The organism is Providencia sp. PROV129 (genome assembly GCF_028482245.1).
GTDB lineage: Bacteria > Pseudomonadota > Gammaproteobacteria > Enterobacterales > Enterobacteriaceae > Providencia > Providencia vermicola.
In genome coordinates, this window is sequence record NZ_JAMPQD010000008.1 from 206,490 (window position 1) to 220,503 (window position 14,014).

The 14,014-nt window shown below is 39.5% G+C and carries 14 protein-coding genes and 1 other RNA gene; 8 read left to right on the forward strand and 7 right to left on the reverse strand.

Annotated features, from left to right (window positions below; translation table 11 throughout):
• The first annotated feature begins 133 nt into the window (after positions 1-133).
• Positions 134-1,474, forward strand: coding sequence for an ATP-dependent RNA helicase SrmB (gene srmB, locus PSF27_RS05950; RefSeq protein WP_206082523.1), 1,341 nt, complete (start codon positions 134-136; stop codon positions 1,472-1,474).
• 31 nt (positions 1,475-1,505) lie between these two features.
• On the opposite strand, the gene PSF27_RS05955 is transcribed toward srmB, so the two are convergent.
• Both PSF27_RS05955 and grcA read right to left on the reverse strand, forming a co-directional pair.
• Positions 1,506-2,951, reverse strand: coding sequence for an ankyrin repeat domain-containing protein (locus PSF27_RS05955; protein WP_206082524.1), 1,446 nt, complete (start codon positions 2,949-2,951; stop codon positions 1,506-1,508).
• A gap of 158 nt (positions 2,952-3,109) precedes the next feature.
• Positions 3,110-3,493, reverse strand: a complete 384-nt coding sequence (gene grcA, locus PSF27_RS05960; RefSeq protein ID WP_206082525.1) for an autonomous glycyl radical cofactor GrcA — start codon at positions 3,491-3,493, stop codon at positions 3,110-3,112.
• Positions 3,494-3,877: 384 nt separating this feature from the next.
• Here grcA and ung point away from each other — a divergent pair, with 384 nt between their 5' ends.
• A complete protein-coding gene (gene ung, locus PSF27_RS05965; protein ID WP_272539176.1) occupies positions 3,878-4,558 on the forward strand; it encodes a uracil-DNA glycosylase in 681 nt (226 codons plus the stop codon).
• 55 nt (positions 4,559-4,613) lie between these two features.
• Here ung and grpE read toward each other — a convergent pair whose 3' ends face one another.
• Positions 4,614-5,207 (reverse strand): nucleotide exchange factor GrpE, encoded by a 594-nt coding sequence (gene grpE, locus PSF27_RS05970; protein WP_206082527.1) that lies wholly within the window; start codon positions 5,205-5,207, stop codon positions 4,614-4,616.
• A gap of 101 nt (positions 5,208-5,308) precedes the next feature.
• Here grpE and nadK point away from each other — a divergent pair, with 101 nt between their 5' ends.
• The 3 genes from nadK to bamE all read left to right on the forward strand — a co-directional run bounded on the left by nadK (position 5,309) and on the right by bamE (position 8,445).
• Positions 5,309-6,208 (forward strand): NAD(+) kinase, encoded by a 900-nt coding sequence (gene nadK, locus PSF27_RS05975; RefSeq protein WP_206083010.1) that lies wholly within the window; start codon positions 5,309-5,311, stop codon positions 6,206-6,208.
• 85 nt (positions 6,209-6,293) lie between these two features.
• The gene (gene recN, locus PSF27_RS05980) at positions 6,294-7,955 is read left to right on the forward strand and encodes a DNA repair protein RecN (RefSeq protein ID WP_272681068.1); all 1,662 of its coding nucleotides are present in this window, start codon (positions 6,294-6,296) and stop codon (positions 7,953-7,955) included.
• 112 nt (positions 7,956-8,067) lie between these two features.
• A complete protein-coding gene (gene bamE / locus PSF27_RS05985; RefSeq protein ID WP_272681069.1) occupies positions 8,068-8,445 on the forward strand; it encodes an outer membrane protein assembly factor BamE in 378 nt (125 codons plus the stop codon).
• 169 nt (positions 8,446-8,614) lie between these two features.
• Here the strand turns inward: bamE and PSF27_RS05990 are convergent, their stop codons facing one another.
• Both PSF27_RS05990 and PSF27_RS05995 read right to left on the reverse strand, forming a co-directional pair.
• Positions 8,615-8,911, reverse strand: coding sequence for an RnfH family protein (locus tag PSF27_RS05990; RefSeq protein WP_206082530.1), 297 nt, complete (start codon positions 8,909-8,911; stop codon positions 8,615-8,617).
• On the reverse strand, positions 8,904-9,338 hold the full coding sequence (locus PSF27_RS05995) for a type II toxin-antitoxin system RatA family toxin (protein WP_206082531.1): 435 nt from the start codon (positions 9,336-9,338) through the stop codon (positions 8,904-8,906). Before PSF27_RS05995 ends, PSF27_RS05990 begins: the two co-directional genes overlap by 8 nt.
• Before the next feature lie 153 nt (positions 9,339-9,491).
• On the opposite strand from PSF27_RS05995, the gene smpB reads away from it, so the two are divergent.
• The 3 genes from smpB to PSF27_RS06010 all read left to right on the forward strand — a co-directional run bounded on the left by smpB (position 9,492) and on the right by PSF27_RS06010 (position 11,498).
• A complete protein-coding gene (gene smpB, locus PSF27_RS06000) occupies positions 9,492-9,974 on the forward strand; it encodes an SsrA-binding protein SmpB (RefSeq protein ID WP_206082532.1) in 483 nt (160 codons plus the stop codon).
• A gap of 48 nt (positions 9,975-10,022) precedes the next feature.
• Positions 10,023-10,386, forward strand: a transfer-messenger RNA (tmRNA) gene (gene ssrA, locus PSF27_RS06005).
• Positions 10,387-10,706: 320 nt separating this feature from the next.
• Entirely contained in the window at positions 10,707-11,498 is a 792-nt protein-coding gene (locus PSF27_RS06010) for a YiiX/YebB-like N1pC/P60 family cysteine hydrolase (RefSeq protein ID WP_272681070.1), read from the forward strand.
• Between the two features lie 39 nt (positions 11,499-11,537).
• Here the strand turns inward: PSF27_RS06010 and PSF27_RS06015 are convergent, their stop codons facing one another.
• Both PSF27_RS06015 and PSF27_RS06020 read right to left on the reverse strand, forming a co-directional pair.
• A complete protein-coding gene (locus PSF27_RS06015; protein ID WP_272681071.1) occupies positions 11,538-12,332 on the reverse strand; it encodes a CatB-related O-acetyltransferase in 795 nt (264 codons plus the stop codon).
• A 94-nt stretch (positions 12,333-12,426) separates the two neighbouring features.
• A complete protein-coding gene (locus tag PSF27_RS06020) occupies positions 12,427-13,860 on the reverse strand; it encodes a hypothetical protein (protein ID WP_272681072.1) in 1,434 nt (477 codons plus the stop codon).
• Between the last annotated feature and the right edge of the window lie 154 nt (positions 13,861-14,014).

A 14,014-nucleotide genomic window follows, 5' to 3' on the forward strand; every position in this document is an offset into this window, starting at 1 on the left:
ATTTCGCTAACTTTTCCTCGAGTTATCGCTCCCTGTCTAACCTGAAAACAGTTACACTTGTGAAAAGCGGATTTTTTCAGGTGAACAATTTTGCTAACCTGTTTATAATCAGCGCCCCAAATAGAGGTATATAATGACTGCATCCACTTTTTCTGAACTTGATCTTGATGAAAGCCTAATTGACGCGCTGTCAGATAAAGGCTATCAACGTCCCACTGCTATCCAAGCTGCGGCTATTCCAGCTGCAATGGATGGTCGTGATGTGTTAGGTTCAGCACCAACAGGGACAGGTAAAACAGCGGCATTCCTACTGCCAGCAATTCAACATTTACTTGATTTCCCAAGAAAAAAATCAGGGCCACCACGCGTTCTGATTGTCACGCCTACCCGTGAATTAGCTATGCAGGTTGCTGACCAAGCAAAAGAATTATGCGCACATAATCACCTAGACATTGCAACAATCACAGGTGGTGTTGCTTATATGAACCACGCTGAAATTTTCAGCGAAAACCAAGATATCGTTGTCGCCACAACAGGTCGCTTATTACAGTACATTAAAGAAGAAAACTTTGACTGCCGCGCGGTTGAGATTTTGATCCTAGATGAAGCTGACCGTATGTTAGATATGGGGTTTGCAAACGACATTGAAACTATTGCAGGCGAAACGCGCTGGCGCAAACAAACCATGCTATTTTCAGCGACGCTTGAAGGTGAAGCCATCCGTGACTTTGCAGAGCGCTTGCTAGAAGATCCCGTTGAAATTGATGCGGATCCATCTCGTCGTGAACGTAAAAAAATTCAGCAATTTCATTACCGTGCGGATACCGTTGAACACAAAACTGCACTACTATGCCACTTACTGAAACAAGAAGAAGTGACAAAAGCGATTGTGTTCGTACGCAAACGTGAACGCTTACGCGAGCTTGTTCAGTGGCTACGTGAAGCAGGTATTGAGCCTTGTTATCTGGAAGGTGAAATGCCTCAAGCGAAACGTAACGAAGCGGTACGTCGCCTTGTCGACGGGCAAGTTAAAGTCCTTGTTGCGACGGATGTAGCATCACGGGGTTTAGACATCGATAACGTCAGTCATGTTTTTAACTTCGACTTACCAAGAACTGCTGACGTTTACTTACATCGCATAGGCCGTACTGGCCGTGCAGGTCGCAAAGGTACGGCAATTTCCTTAGTTGAAGCACATGACTTTCCGTTACTAGGTAAAATTACACGCTACATTGAAGACCCTATTAAAGTGCGTGTTATAGATGCCTTGCGCCCAACAACAAAAGCGCCATCTGAAGCGATGTTAAATAAGCCAAAACCATCGAAGAAAGTGCTGGCAAAGCGCAAAGAGAAAAAGAAAGAAGAACAAACGAAGAAAAAAGAAAAAGTACGCCATCGCGATAAGAAAAATATAGGGAAACGTCGTACTCCAGTCAGTCCAACAGCATCAGCGATTAGCGATAAAAACCAATAATCACTCAAACGGGTTTCGGCCCGTTTTTTATTTAATTCATCATATGAATGATTTTTTCTCGCATTTTTTTCCCTTCTTGCGTTAATGCATCATATTTAATAATATGATTATTAATGATATCTTTGCAATCAAGACCTTGGTTGTTTTTTGCCCGCCAATCAGCCCCATTGACTAACAACAATTCAGCAACATCCAAAGCATGACTATTTAAAGCATCATGGAGTGGTGTATTTCCTAAATTATCTTTTATATCAACCATTAAACCATTATCTAACAATATTTTAGACTGCATCACTCGGCCACTTTGAGCCGCTAAATGTAAAATACTTTTTTGCTGGATGAGTTGTGTATTTTTAATGGCTTGCCCATACTGTGAATCGAGTAGAATTTGCATAAACTGCCCATTCATAGCCCGCGCTGATTGATTCGCTAAAAAATCAAGGTCACATGCTTTATTGTGGCATTCTAAAAGATTTGAAAACTCAACAACATTGCCTTTTTTAATGGCACTTTTACAACTTTCTTGCCAATTAATTTTTTGTTGCTCTTCGATGATTGGGAACACTTTTAGCGGGAGCTCGACGGCTTTATCATATTCCCCAGTAATCGCATTCCAATTATTCCACGGTTTATGTTTACACATCACCTTAATAATTTTAACCATCGTATGTGCAATAAAACTTCTTGTTAATAACCGGTGTGGTAACCAATTTTTCCAAGAACTCTGTTCGCTATAAGCCATTTTAATACGCGTTCCCAGCGCTGAAGGGATAGGTAAAGTATTTTGTAGAGAATCAAGCCAGTCATATTGCACAGTATAAAATCGTATCAGCCCTTCGTTCGCCATTCGTTCCGCAACATCATAATCAAGCCCGATCTTATTTACCGTATTCCTTGCCAGCCCTGCGGGGCTAAACACAACTGCAGGGCTATGGCTCGCCAATGCGGCAATTGACGCAAGGCCACCACCTAATGAGTGCCCCGTACAAATCAGATTTCCTCTTACTGCATTAAATAAAATATTTGTCAAACCAACAGATTGATAATACTGAGGTTCATACTGCCCTAAGCCTTGACGGATGTTGGCATAAAAATCCACAATATCGTTTGAGCCTGCAAAACAGAGAATATATAAATCATTATATCGGCATATATTGGCTTGAAATCCTGATGTCACATCACCAAGTAACTCCGCATCAATACCTAATGCATTAAGTTGAGTGGTATTTAATCTCTCTACACCTAACATCTGTTGCCAATCTGTATGGTAAGCCCCATACGATAACATGGCTAAAACAAAGTCTTTTTTTTGTGCATCTTGGCCAAAAAAGTGTTCTTTTATCGTATTTTTTGGCCAATGTTCTCTTTCACATAATGAAATATCTAAACTGCGATTTTGTAAATAAATGTCTAAGCCTTCTCTAGCAAGAGAAAGGCCATCCACTGAACTAAGTGTTGGTTGTATTGAAAAAGGCATAAATTCTCCCTAACAAATGCGTATGTTGGAAGAGTATTGGAAGCTAAATAGCGGTGAAGAGAAATAATCAACTTTATTAGAGGTAAATAAAAAGCCATTGATATCAATGGCTTTAGAATTTATTATACTGTACTAGATGTAATAGTGTTTAAACTTTATTACAGGCTTTCAGTGAAAGTACGAGTAATAACATCACGTTGTTGTTCAGGGGTTAATGAGTTAAAACGAACCGCATAACCAGAAACACGGATAGTTAATTGTGGGTATTTTTCTGGGTTTTTCACTGCATCTTCTAACGTTTCACGGCTTAATACGTTAACGTTTAAGTGCTGCCCACCTTCTACACGTACAGTTGGCTTCATTTCCAGTGGTACTTCACGATACTCAAAAGCACCTAATTCATCTTTATCAACGATTTGGCCTTCATTATAATCTGCTTTAGCACAAACACAGCGAGCTTCATTTTTCTCGTTATCCAGTAACCAGAAAGAATTCAGTAATGCTGCATTATCAGTTTTAGTAATTTGAATACCTGTAATCATGTCGACCTCCACGTTCGAACTTGATTGCGCCCGATTTTTTATATCAATCAAAGCTGCATTAACCATCAATCTTATGTAAATTTGCAATTGGATATTTGGTCTAACCAATGTCTATAGGTATTTTATACCAGCTCAATAGGTCACTTTCTTTGATATTTATCAATTATTCCGTATAGCAATTAATCAAACCCATTCAACTTTATGATTTAAATCAATATTCACCATAATGAAATCTTAATTATTTTTATAAACTTTCAAATTAATTTGAAGCGTAATTATAAAGATCAGGGCTTTATCTCTGCCCAACGAACCAGTAAGCTTATTACCATCATTTGGTTCAGTTATAAATTGCGCCAGCCAACATTCATTGTTATGGAAAATTTCATGTCAAATACCATTACATGGCACGACGTCATTGGCCCCGAAAAAGTAAAACCGTATTTTAAAGAAACATTAGCCTATGTCGCGCAACAGCGCCAAGCAGGTAAAATCATCTATCCCCCGCAAGATGATGTTTTTAATGCTTTTCGCTATACCGAACTTGCTGATATTAAAGTCGTTATTTTAGGTCAAGACCCTTACCATGGTCCAGGCCAAGCCCATGGATTGTCTTTTTCAGTTTTACCTGGTATTAAGCCACCACCTTCCCTAGTAAACATGTATAAAGAACTCGAAAAAGACATCGCAGGGTTTACGCGACCATCACATGGTTATCTACTGAGTTGGGCTCAGCAAGGTGTATTACTACTCAATACTGTACTCACTGTTGAACAAGCCCATGCGCATTCTCATGCACATTTAGGATGGGAAACATTTACAGATAAAGTCATTGAAGCAATTAATGAAAATACGGAAGGCGTGGTCTTTTTACTCTGGGGTTCACATGCGCAGAAAAAAGGGAAAATCATTGATACCAAACGCCATTATGTTTTAAAAGCACCTCATCCCTCCCCGCTTTCTGCGCATCGTGGCTTTTTAGGTTGTGGTCATTTTTCACAGACTAATGAAATTTTAACTCAGCAAGGTAAAGCACCAATTGACTGGAACCCAGTTATTAACGAATAGCTGCATATTATAGGTAAGCAAAAAAATGGGATACACATGTATCCCATTTAAACAATTATTTCGAAACAATAACCATTGCAGGTCTGAGTAATCGGTTATTTAACGTATACCCTTTTTGCATCACGTTAATCACATGATTAGGTTGGTGGTCAGGTGATTCAATCATTGTCATTGCTTGGTGAACTTCAGGGTTAAATGGCACATTCGCATCCCCCACAGGTTCGATACCAAACTTAGCGACAGCATCTAAGAACGTTTTCAGCGTTAAATCTAGCCCTTCTAACATGGCTTTAGATTGCTCATTATCGCGATCAGCAGCATCGATCGCACGCTCCAAATTATCAATCACAGGTAAAAGTTCATTTGAGAATTTCTCAAGTGCAAATTTATGTGCTTTTTCAATGTCTTGCTCTGTACGGCGACGAATATTTTCGATTTCAGCATGAGCGCGTAACATTGCTTCTCGTTCGGTCTTTTGTGAAGCAGCTAATTGCTCTTCAAGCTCAGCAATACGCGCTGCTAACGCTTGTTCGTTTGCTTGTGCATCTTCTACTTGCTGGGAGTTCACTTCTTGCTCTGCTTGAACTTTTTGTGATTCATTTAACTCAGAAGCTTGCTCATCATGCATGTTTTGGTCTTTACTACTCATGAATATCTCCGCGTATTTAGCATTAATCCCATATATGAGAGTATTATGGGGATCTAATACAGGGATTCAAGGGAAGTCATACAATGAGAGGCCAAAAAAGTATGCAAAAGGACAATATTACAGCACATTCTCACTTCAAAACGATAGGCATTGTCGGGCACCCAAGGCATCCTGAAGCGTTAGCAACTCATGAACTGATTTATCACTGGTTAATTTCAAAAAATTACCATGCCATTATCGACAAACAAGTTGCTAAAGACTTGAAGTTAATGAATGCGACAACCGGCACATTAACTGAAATTGGCCAACAAGCCGATTTAGTCATCGTCGTGGGGGGGGACGGTAACATGTTAGGTGCAGCCCGTATATTATCTCGCTATAACAATAAAGTTATTGGTGTGAATCGTGGAAATTTAGGTTTTCTAACTGATCTTGACCCCGATAATGCCTTACAGCAACTTTCACGCGTGCTTGAAGGCGAATATCGTGAAGAACAACGTTTTCTGCTTGAAGCTCAAGTGATCAAGGCTAATCAAAAGGCGCGTAAGAGCAGTGCGATAAATGAAATCGTACTCCACCCTGGGAAAGTCGCTCATATGATTGAGTTTGAAGTTTATATTGATGATAAATTTGCATTTTCACAACGTTCTGATGGGTTAATTATTGCCACACCAACAGGCTCAACAGCCTACTCTCTATCGGCAGGAGGCCCTATTTTAACCCCTAATCTGGATGCCATTGTCTTAGTTCCCATGTTCCCGCACACACTATCTTCTCGTCCTTTAGTCATCAGCAGCGACAGTAGCATACGCTTGAAATTCTTACGTACAAATATTGATTATGAAGTCAGTTGTGATAGCCAAATTATGCTACCAATTCAAGATGGTGAAGAGGTTATTGTAAAACGTAGTAATAAAAATCTAAATTTAGTTCACCCTAAAGATTATAATTACTTCAATACGTTAAGCTCAAAACTAGGGTGGGCAAAAAAAACTTTCTAATTATTTTACTTTGCCTCTTTACTGTATAAAAAAACAGGATAAACTGTATGAAAACACAGGTGTGTATTTTTACAGGAGAGCGCAGATGCTTACTCAATTAACTATCAATAATTTTGCTATCGTTCGTGAATTAGAAATTGATTTTCGTAGCGGTATGACAGCCATCACTGGTGAAACTGGTGCGGGTAAATCTATTGCAATTGATGCGCTTGGCCTGTGTTTAGGTAACCGTGGTGAAGCCAATATGGTTCGTCCTGGTGCTCAACGGGCTGATCTCTGTGCCCGCTTCTCGCTATCTGATGCAAAAATGGCCGCAAATTGGTTAGTAGAACAGCAACTTGATAACCAAAACGAATGTTTATTACGCCGTACTATTGCCTCTGATGGGCGCTCAAGGGGCTTTATTAATGGCATATCGGTTCCCTTATCTCAACTCAGAGAATTAGGCACCCTATTAATCCAAATTCATGGCCAACATGCTCACCAACTGTTGCTTGATAATATTCATCAAAAATCCCTACTTGATGCCTATGCAAATCAGCAAGAATTGCTTGTACAAATGAAAAAAGCATGGCAATCATGGCATGATTCCTGTCAGCAACTCGCCGTATTTCAAAAGCAAATGCAAGAACGTGAATCACGTCAGCAACTGTTGGATTACCATTTAAAAGAGCTCAATGAGTTTCTTCCTGTCCAAGGTGAATTTGAGGAAATTGACCAAGAATACAAACAACTCGCCAATCATGGTCAATTTTTAACGATTGGGCAAAATACAGCACAAATTTTGTCTGAAGATGATGGTGCCAATGTTATCAGCCTGCTAAACATGGCAAAAAATGAATTAACCGACCTTGTTGCACTAAACCCTAAATTCTCAGGGTTACTTGATATGCTCGAAGAAGCATCAATACAAGTCAGTGAAGTCAGCGATGAAATAAAACATTATTGCGACCAATATGAGCTCGATCCTAATCGCTTGTTTGAACTTGAACAGCGCATTTCTAAGCAAATTAGCTTAGCCCGCAAGCATCGCATTGCTCCCGAGGCTCTACCTGAATTATTTCAACAGCTTTCATCTGAACAAGCGCAAATTGCCAACCAAAACGAAGATTGTGAGGCACTAAACGCGCAAGTCTTTGCTGACCACCAAAAAGCACTCGCTTGCGCAGAACGCTTGCACCATGTTCGTTTACATTATGCACAAGAACTCAGCACACTTATTACAAATAGCATGCACCAATTATCAATGCCTCATGGCTTATTCACTATTGATGTAAAATTTATACCAGAACAACTCCAAATTGATGGCGCTTGTAAAATTGAATTCAATGTTACAACCAATCCAGGACAGCCACATCAAGCACTAGCAAAAGTCGCTTCAGGTGGCGAACTTTCACGTATAGCTCTTGCTATCCAAGTGATTACTGCGAAAAAAATGGATACCCCCGCATTAATTTTCGATGAGGTTGATGTTGGTATTAGTGGCCCTACCGCTGCCATTGTGGGTAAATTATTACGTGAACTCGGCGAATCGACGCAAGTGATGTGTGTAACGCATTTACCACAAGTTGCGGGATGTGGTCATCATCATTTTTATGTGAGCAAAGAAACAAATGGCATTGAAACTGAAACTCACATGCAATTATTAGACAAAAAAGCAAGATTACAAGAACTTGCAAGGCTTCTAGCAGGTTCTGAAGTCACAAAAAATACGTTGGCAAATGCAAAAGAATTGCTTGCGGCGTAATTTTTGACAACTTTTTTGCGCTCATGTGGTCTTAGAGTCGATAAGGAAGGTTTTAAAATGTATCAATGTCGATTATCATTGATGTTCTGACTCCAAAAGGAATGAGATATCCATGTGTTATAAATTGTTAACTGCTGCTGCACTATCACTCGCATTAATGTCTACGGGCTGTTCAATGATGGAACGTCTTGTCTATCACCCAGACATTAACCAAGGTAATTACCTCACAGCGAAAGATGTTGCTAAGATCCAAAAAGGAATGACACAGCAACAGGTCGCTTATACTTTGGGCACACCAATGTTATCCGACCCGTTTGGTACTCAAACCTGGTATTATGTATTCCGTCAAGAGCTGGGGCATGATCCAGTCAAACAAGAAACTCTGACACTTATTTTTGATCGCAATGGTATTCTTACTGACATCAAAAATGAGAAGAACCTTGCAGCTCAGGAATCGATGGAAGCTGCTGAGACTAAAACAGCTGACTAATAATGCATATGCATTGATATAGAACTACAAATATAGCTACCTATAACTGGGCCTTGGCAGGTAGACGTGTGTTTTTATAAATGTCTGATAATGCCTTCTGAGCTATAAAGTCACCGCTGATATAAACAAAAAACCGAGCAAATAGCTCGGTTTATCAATTAACTGAAGTTTAATTACTTTTCGATTCTTTCGATTTTTCAGCACGCTTACGGCGTAATTCTTTCGGATCTGCAAGCAAAGGGCGATAGATTTCAATCCGCTCCCCATCCTGTACAGTATCAGAAAGTTTTGCAGGACGACTATATATCCCTACTTTATTTTTTTTTAAATCAATATCGTCACGCAGTGAAAGAATACCTGAGGCGATAATTGCCTCTTCTATTGTTACACCTTCAGTAAGCTTTACGGATAGTAAATATTGTTTCTCTGGCAGTGCATACACCACTTCAACATTAATATCAGACACTATAAACATCCTTAGCTCTTAATGTAAAAGCCTGAACCATATTATTAGCAAGTTCTTTAAATATTTTGCCAAATGCTAGTTCTATCAGTTTATTGGTAAATTCAAAATCAAGATGAAACTCAATTTTACAAGCATCCGCACTGAGAGGAATAAACCTCCACCCGCCAGACAACTTACTAAACGGCCCTTCTACTAATTGCATATGTATGCATTTGTTGTCTTCAAGCACATTTTTAGTGATGAACGTTTTGCTAATTCCCGCTTTGGATACCTCAACAGAAGCCGTCATTTCCTCAGCACTATGACTGATAATACGACTCCCCACACACCCAGGTAAAAAGCTTGGGTATGAAATTACATCATTTACGAGTTTATACATTTGTTCTGCGCTAAAAGGGACTAACGCAGAGCGACTAATCTGTGGCATATCAATTCCTATCCCTAAAAACTGGGCATATAATAGCACTATTGATTGGTTAAACAAAAAACAAAACCCATACAGGGCAAGAAATGCACAATCAAAAAAATATCAACGCAGAAAGATTTCTTTCGACTCAGCTTACAGTATAATGATTGCACTATGACAAAGAAAAAACCATATAAACCCGGTTCAGCAACAATTGCTATGAACAAGCGTGCTCGCCACGAATATTCTATCGAAGAGGAGTTCGAGGCGGGTTTGTCCCTACAAGGTTGGGAAGTTAAATCACTGCGTGCTGGCAAAGCAAACATCGGTGATAGTTACGTATTACTGAGAGATGGCGAAGCCTATTTATTTGGTGCTAACTTTACGCCTCTTAACGTTGCTTCTACTCATGTTGTTTGTGATCCAACACGTAGCCGTAAACTATTGTTAAACCAACGTGAATTAGACACCCTTTATGGTAAAGTCAACCGTGAAGGTTACACCGTCATCGCACTTTCACTCTATTGGAAAAATGCATGGTGTAAAGTAAAAATCGGTGTTGCAAAGGGTAAAAAAGCCCACGATAAGCGTTCTGATATCAAAGAACGTGAATGGCAACTTGATAAAGCACGTATAATGAAACATTCTAATCGCTAAGTCCTAGCTTTATAGGATAATTTTCTGTTATACTGCGTTCAACAACTTGGGGCTGATTCTGGATTCGACGGGATTTGCGAAACCCAAGGTGCATGCCGAGGGGCGGTTGGCCTCGTAAAAAGCCGCAAAAAAATAGTCGCAAACGACGAAAACTACGCTTTAGCAGCTTAATAACCTGCTTAAAGCCCTCTCTCCCTAGCCTCCGCTCTTAGGACGGGGATCAAGAGAGGTCAAACCCAAAAGAGATCGCGTGAATGCCTTGCCTGGGGTTGCAGCGTTAAATTTAATCAGGATAGTTTGTTGATGGCGTGTCTGTCCGCAGTTGGCAAATGAATTTAAAGACTAGACTAAGCATGTAGTACCGAGGATGTAGAAATTTCGGACGCGGGTTCAACTCCCGCCAGCTCCACCAAATTTGGTGGGTCAGTGATAGGACAACAGGTTTAAAAACAGGAAGTTAGCAAAATCAGTTGGACTAGACACTGGCAACATTAAGACTAGAAAGTGCACGTGAAATGCACGCGCATTTGAAAGTTACTAAAACCCCGAGGGTCACCCCTTGGGGTTTTCTATTTAAAAAAGTATAACTATATATTTCACCAAATCGTCTACTATACAGGCATATCAATTAGCCCAAAAACAATTTGGCGTGATGTTCTGTTCATAAGTATTATTATATCGTTAAACTAGTACGGCTTATTTTTTCTAGAAAATAAAAAAGGACTCTTCAAAATGAGCGTTTACTTACCTGCTCTACCAGGAGATTTAATTCTAATATCCACTCCTAATAAAAATCTCAATCGAATTGCACAATCAGTTTTAAGGCTCAAGACAGCCCTACACTCTCATGTTGCTATATCAACTGATCAATATTGTGCTATACATGCTATGCCTAAAAATGGGGTACAAATAGAAAGCATTAAAAGCATTTTAGCTGATGTCAAAGGGGATTTTGTTGTATATCGAAATAAAAATATCCAGAGCAATGAATTACTAGAGAAAATACGATACGAACTTCTATCTTATTCTGGACAACACTATAACTTTCACTTTCTAATTAAACAGTATTGGCACTCTTCATTTTGTTCCGAGCTTGCTGCCCGTGCCTTTGAATCTCTAAATGTAAAAATATCAAAAAATGATTCAAAAAATACTATCCCATCAGATATCTATGAATTTGTTCAAAACAATGATGAGTGGGTTGATATTACAGAAATATATAAAAATGAATATCTCGGCAAATCATACCTTGAAGTATATGACGTGGCAGCAGAATTCATGATTAGGACAGAACACTTTAACCAAGATATGTCGTTTGGACAACAGCAATTACTTGATAGGATTAACTTCATTACCGCCGATAGCGACAACCCCACCAATCATAAACCTCCACGACATTTCTGGACAAATGACTTAACAAAAAAATTCAGCTGGAAGCTTCTGATAAAGTATTATATGAATAAAATGGTCCGTCGCATTAAATCCAATTCTAAAATGCAGCCCAATGAAAAAGAAGAACCCTAGCCGCATCCCTGCGGCTTCATTGACGTTGTGATGACTCTCTCAAATCTCACTCAACTCTTTCCCTATATTGAATTTTTTATAAATAATTGGCTTTATATCGCCTCGTTCAATACTTAACGAAAGATGATCGATAAAATAATTTATATCATCGCAATGCGAGTTATCCGGTAGGTCTGTAAACTTATAATCCCACCATTTTAGCTTTAAGAGCTTAATAATAACCTCTTCAGGAAAACGATATTTAATCACCTTTGCAGGAACACCTGCAACTATAGCGTAGGGAGGAACATCCTTAGTCACAACCGAGTTTGCAGCTATAACCGCACCATCACCAATTGTAATACTACCTTTAATAACAGCGCCATCCGCAATCCATACATCATTACCAATCACTGGAGCCCCAATATTCGTGTTATATGGCTTAACATCCCAATGATCACCTTGAGATTTGGCAATATCCTCAAATTCTTTTTTATACGTCAGTCTGCTAGTCGTAAACCTATCATAGGGATGCTGTCCCCCCATAACTTTTACGCCACTAGAAATACTGCAATAACGACCTATTACAACATCATTTGAAAAATAGCATGCAGGCTCTGAAAATGCACCAACAGAACAAAAACCTCGGTATGGCATCATGGCATACTCCTCTACACAGATGTCACCCGAGATCCTTATTTTCTCACCGCGTTTAAAAAGTAGAAGGTTGCGCCTTGAATATACCCCTTTAACTTTCTTAGATTTACCGCCTTGCATTAAGAATACCTTATTATCCATGAGGTATTCTTCGTGTGCTTTTTTCCATCTAAATATGTAGTCTGTTGAGGTTGTCATTCTTAATCCGACTTAAATTAACCAGAAATATCTTTCGATATAAGTATTTATCACTATATCATGATTAATTAAAGCATAAGAAATTTTCATCTATTTACTTGATATCCCAAGTGTAAACTTTACCGAGGATAAATTGATTTATTTTTTGAACATTAAATCTTTTACCTCCATTGGACATAGTAGCGTGAATATAGTTATCACCAGAGCCTTGAACAATAAACCAAATGCCGTCACTAGGAATAATCGCGGCATTTGATAATGTATTATTATGGTTAGTATTGGTGATTGCTAGTAACTTACCTGTTAGTGATTCTGGTAAGTCAACGGTGATATTTCCTCCTTTATTTACCTCCACAAGTTGCCGCAAAGCATACTTTTTATTATTGAAGTCTTGCTTAGATAAGTACCGTGTATCGCCCTCATTCTTTGTGTAACTATCGCCTTTAAAGGCATAATTACCCGCAGGCGCATAGTTACCTGCAGGTTGATAGTTCCCTTTTGGTTGGTACCGTGTATCCCCTTCGGCTTTCGTGTAGCTTTCACCTTTAAGCGCATAATTCCCAACAGGTGCATAATTACCTTTCAGTTGATATTTAGTATCAGACTCCGCTTTCGAATAGCTGTAACCCGCCGCTTGATAGCTGCCTTTGGGCTGATACTTATTATCGGTTTCAGCTTTGGTATAACTATCTCCTTTTAAAGCATAATCCCCCGACGGCTGATAACTTCCCTTAGCTTGGTACCGTGTATCCCCTTCCGCTTTGGTGTAGCTCTCGCCTTTGAGTGCGTAATTCCCTGCAGGGGCATAATTGCCTTTCGGTTGATAGTTGGTATCAGATTCCGCTTTCGAATAACTGTAACCTGCCGATTGATAGCTGCCTTTAGGTTGATACTTACCATCGGTCTCAGCCTTGGTATAACTATCCCCTTTTAAGGCATAGTCCCCTGATGGTTGATAGCTGCCTTTTGGCTGATATCGTGTATCCCCTTCTGCCTTCGTGTAGCTTTCACCTTTAAGTGCGTAGTTGCCTGCGGGGGCATAGTTACCTTTGGGTTGATAATTGGTGTCAGATTCGGCTTTAGAGTAGCTGTAACCAGCAGGCTGATAGTTGCCTAATGGCTGAAAACGCTTGTCAGACTCCGTTTTGGTATAAACATTGATATCACTGGCGCTTAAATCGGCTTTCAGTTCCTGCCATGCTGTACCTAAGACAGGTTCAACATTGTTATTTTCAATTTTCGACTGCCACGTCTTATTTTTATGATAAACAATGGCGCGAATGGGATAAGGTTTGCCTTCTGCAGCCCACTTAGGGAAACCAAAGCTTTGTAATTCCCCTACTGCTTCGGTGATATCGTGAAATATGCCGTTCATCTCAACCAAGAATTGGTCGAGCGCATCACATACCGTTTGAGAGAAATGGCTTGTGATGTATTCAGGGTTTATGTACTGAATGAATTCATGCAAACTACGGCGTGCTATCTCCCTTTCGATCTCTTCATCAAACAAGCTGAAATCGATGTTCATAGCTATCACTTGGTATTGAAGATTAATAATGAAATATAAACATAGGTATATCTTTATAAAAGATATACCTCCCATGTACATATGATGACTGAATAGCCACCGACTTGATAGACACCTTTAAGTTAGACAAAATAGCAAAAAGAGAGGTGTTTAT

What these genes read in the sequence shown, in the direction of transcription:
- nadK (WP_206083010.1), top strand. Translation starts at nt 5,309, where the DNA reads ATGCAAAAGGACAATATTACAGCACATTCTCACTTCAAAACGATAGGC.
- bamE (WP_272681069.1), top strand. Translation starts at nt 8,068, where the DNA reads ATGTGTTATAAATTGTTAACTGCTGCTGCACTATCACTCGCATTAATG.
- PSF27_RS06020 (WP_272681072.1), bottom strand. Translation starts at nt 13,860, where the DNA reads ATGAACATCGATTTCAGCTTGTTTGATGAAGAGATCGAAAGGGAGATA.
- ung (WP_272539176.1), top strand. Translation starts at nt 3,878, where the DNA reads ATGTCAAATACCATTACATGGCACGACGTCATTGGCCCCGAAAAAGTA.
- srmB (WP_206082523.1), top strand. Translation starts at nt 134, where the DNA reads ATGACTGCATCCACTTTTTCTGAACTTGATCTTGATGAAAGCCTAATT.
- grpE (WP_206082527.1), bottom strand. Translation starts at nt 5,207, where the DNA reads ATGAGTAGTAAAGACCAAAACATGCATGATGAGCAAGCTTCTGAGTTA.
- PSF27_RS06015 (WP_272681071.1), bottom strand. Translation starts at nt 12,332, where the DNA reads ATGACAACCTCAACAGACTACATATTTAGATGGAAAAAAGCACACGAA.
- grcA (WP_206082525.1), bottom strand. Translation starts at nt 3,493, where the DNA reads ATGATTACAGGTATTCAAATTACTAAAACTGATAATGCAGCATTACTG.
- PSF27_RS05955 (WP_206082524.1), bottom strand. Translation starts at nt 2,951, where the DNA reads ATGCCTTTTTCAATACAACCAACACTTAGTTCAGTGGATGGCCTTTCT.
- recN (WP_272681068.1), top strand. Translation starts at nt 6,294, where the DNA reads ATGCTTACTCAATTAACTATCAATAATTTTGCTATCGTTCGTGAATTA.
- PSF27_RS06010 (WP_272681070.1), top strand. Translation starts at nt 10,707, where the DNA reads ATGAGCGTTTACTTACCTGCTCTACCAGGAGATTTAATTCTAATATCC.
- PSF27_RS05995 (WP_206082531.1), bottom strand. Translation starts at nt 9,338, where the DNA reads ATGCCACAGATTAGTCGCTCTGCGTTAGTCCCTTTTAGCGCAGAACAA.
- smpB (WP_206082532.1), top strand. Translation starts at nt 9,492, where the DNA reads ATGACAAAGAAAAAACCATATAAACCCGGTTCAGCAACAATTGCTATG.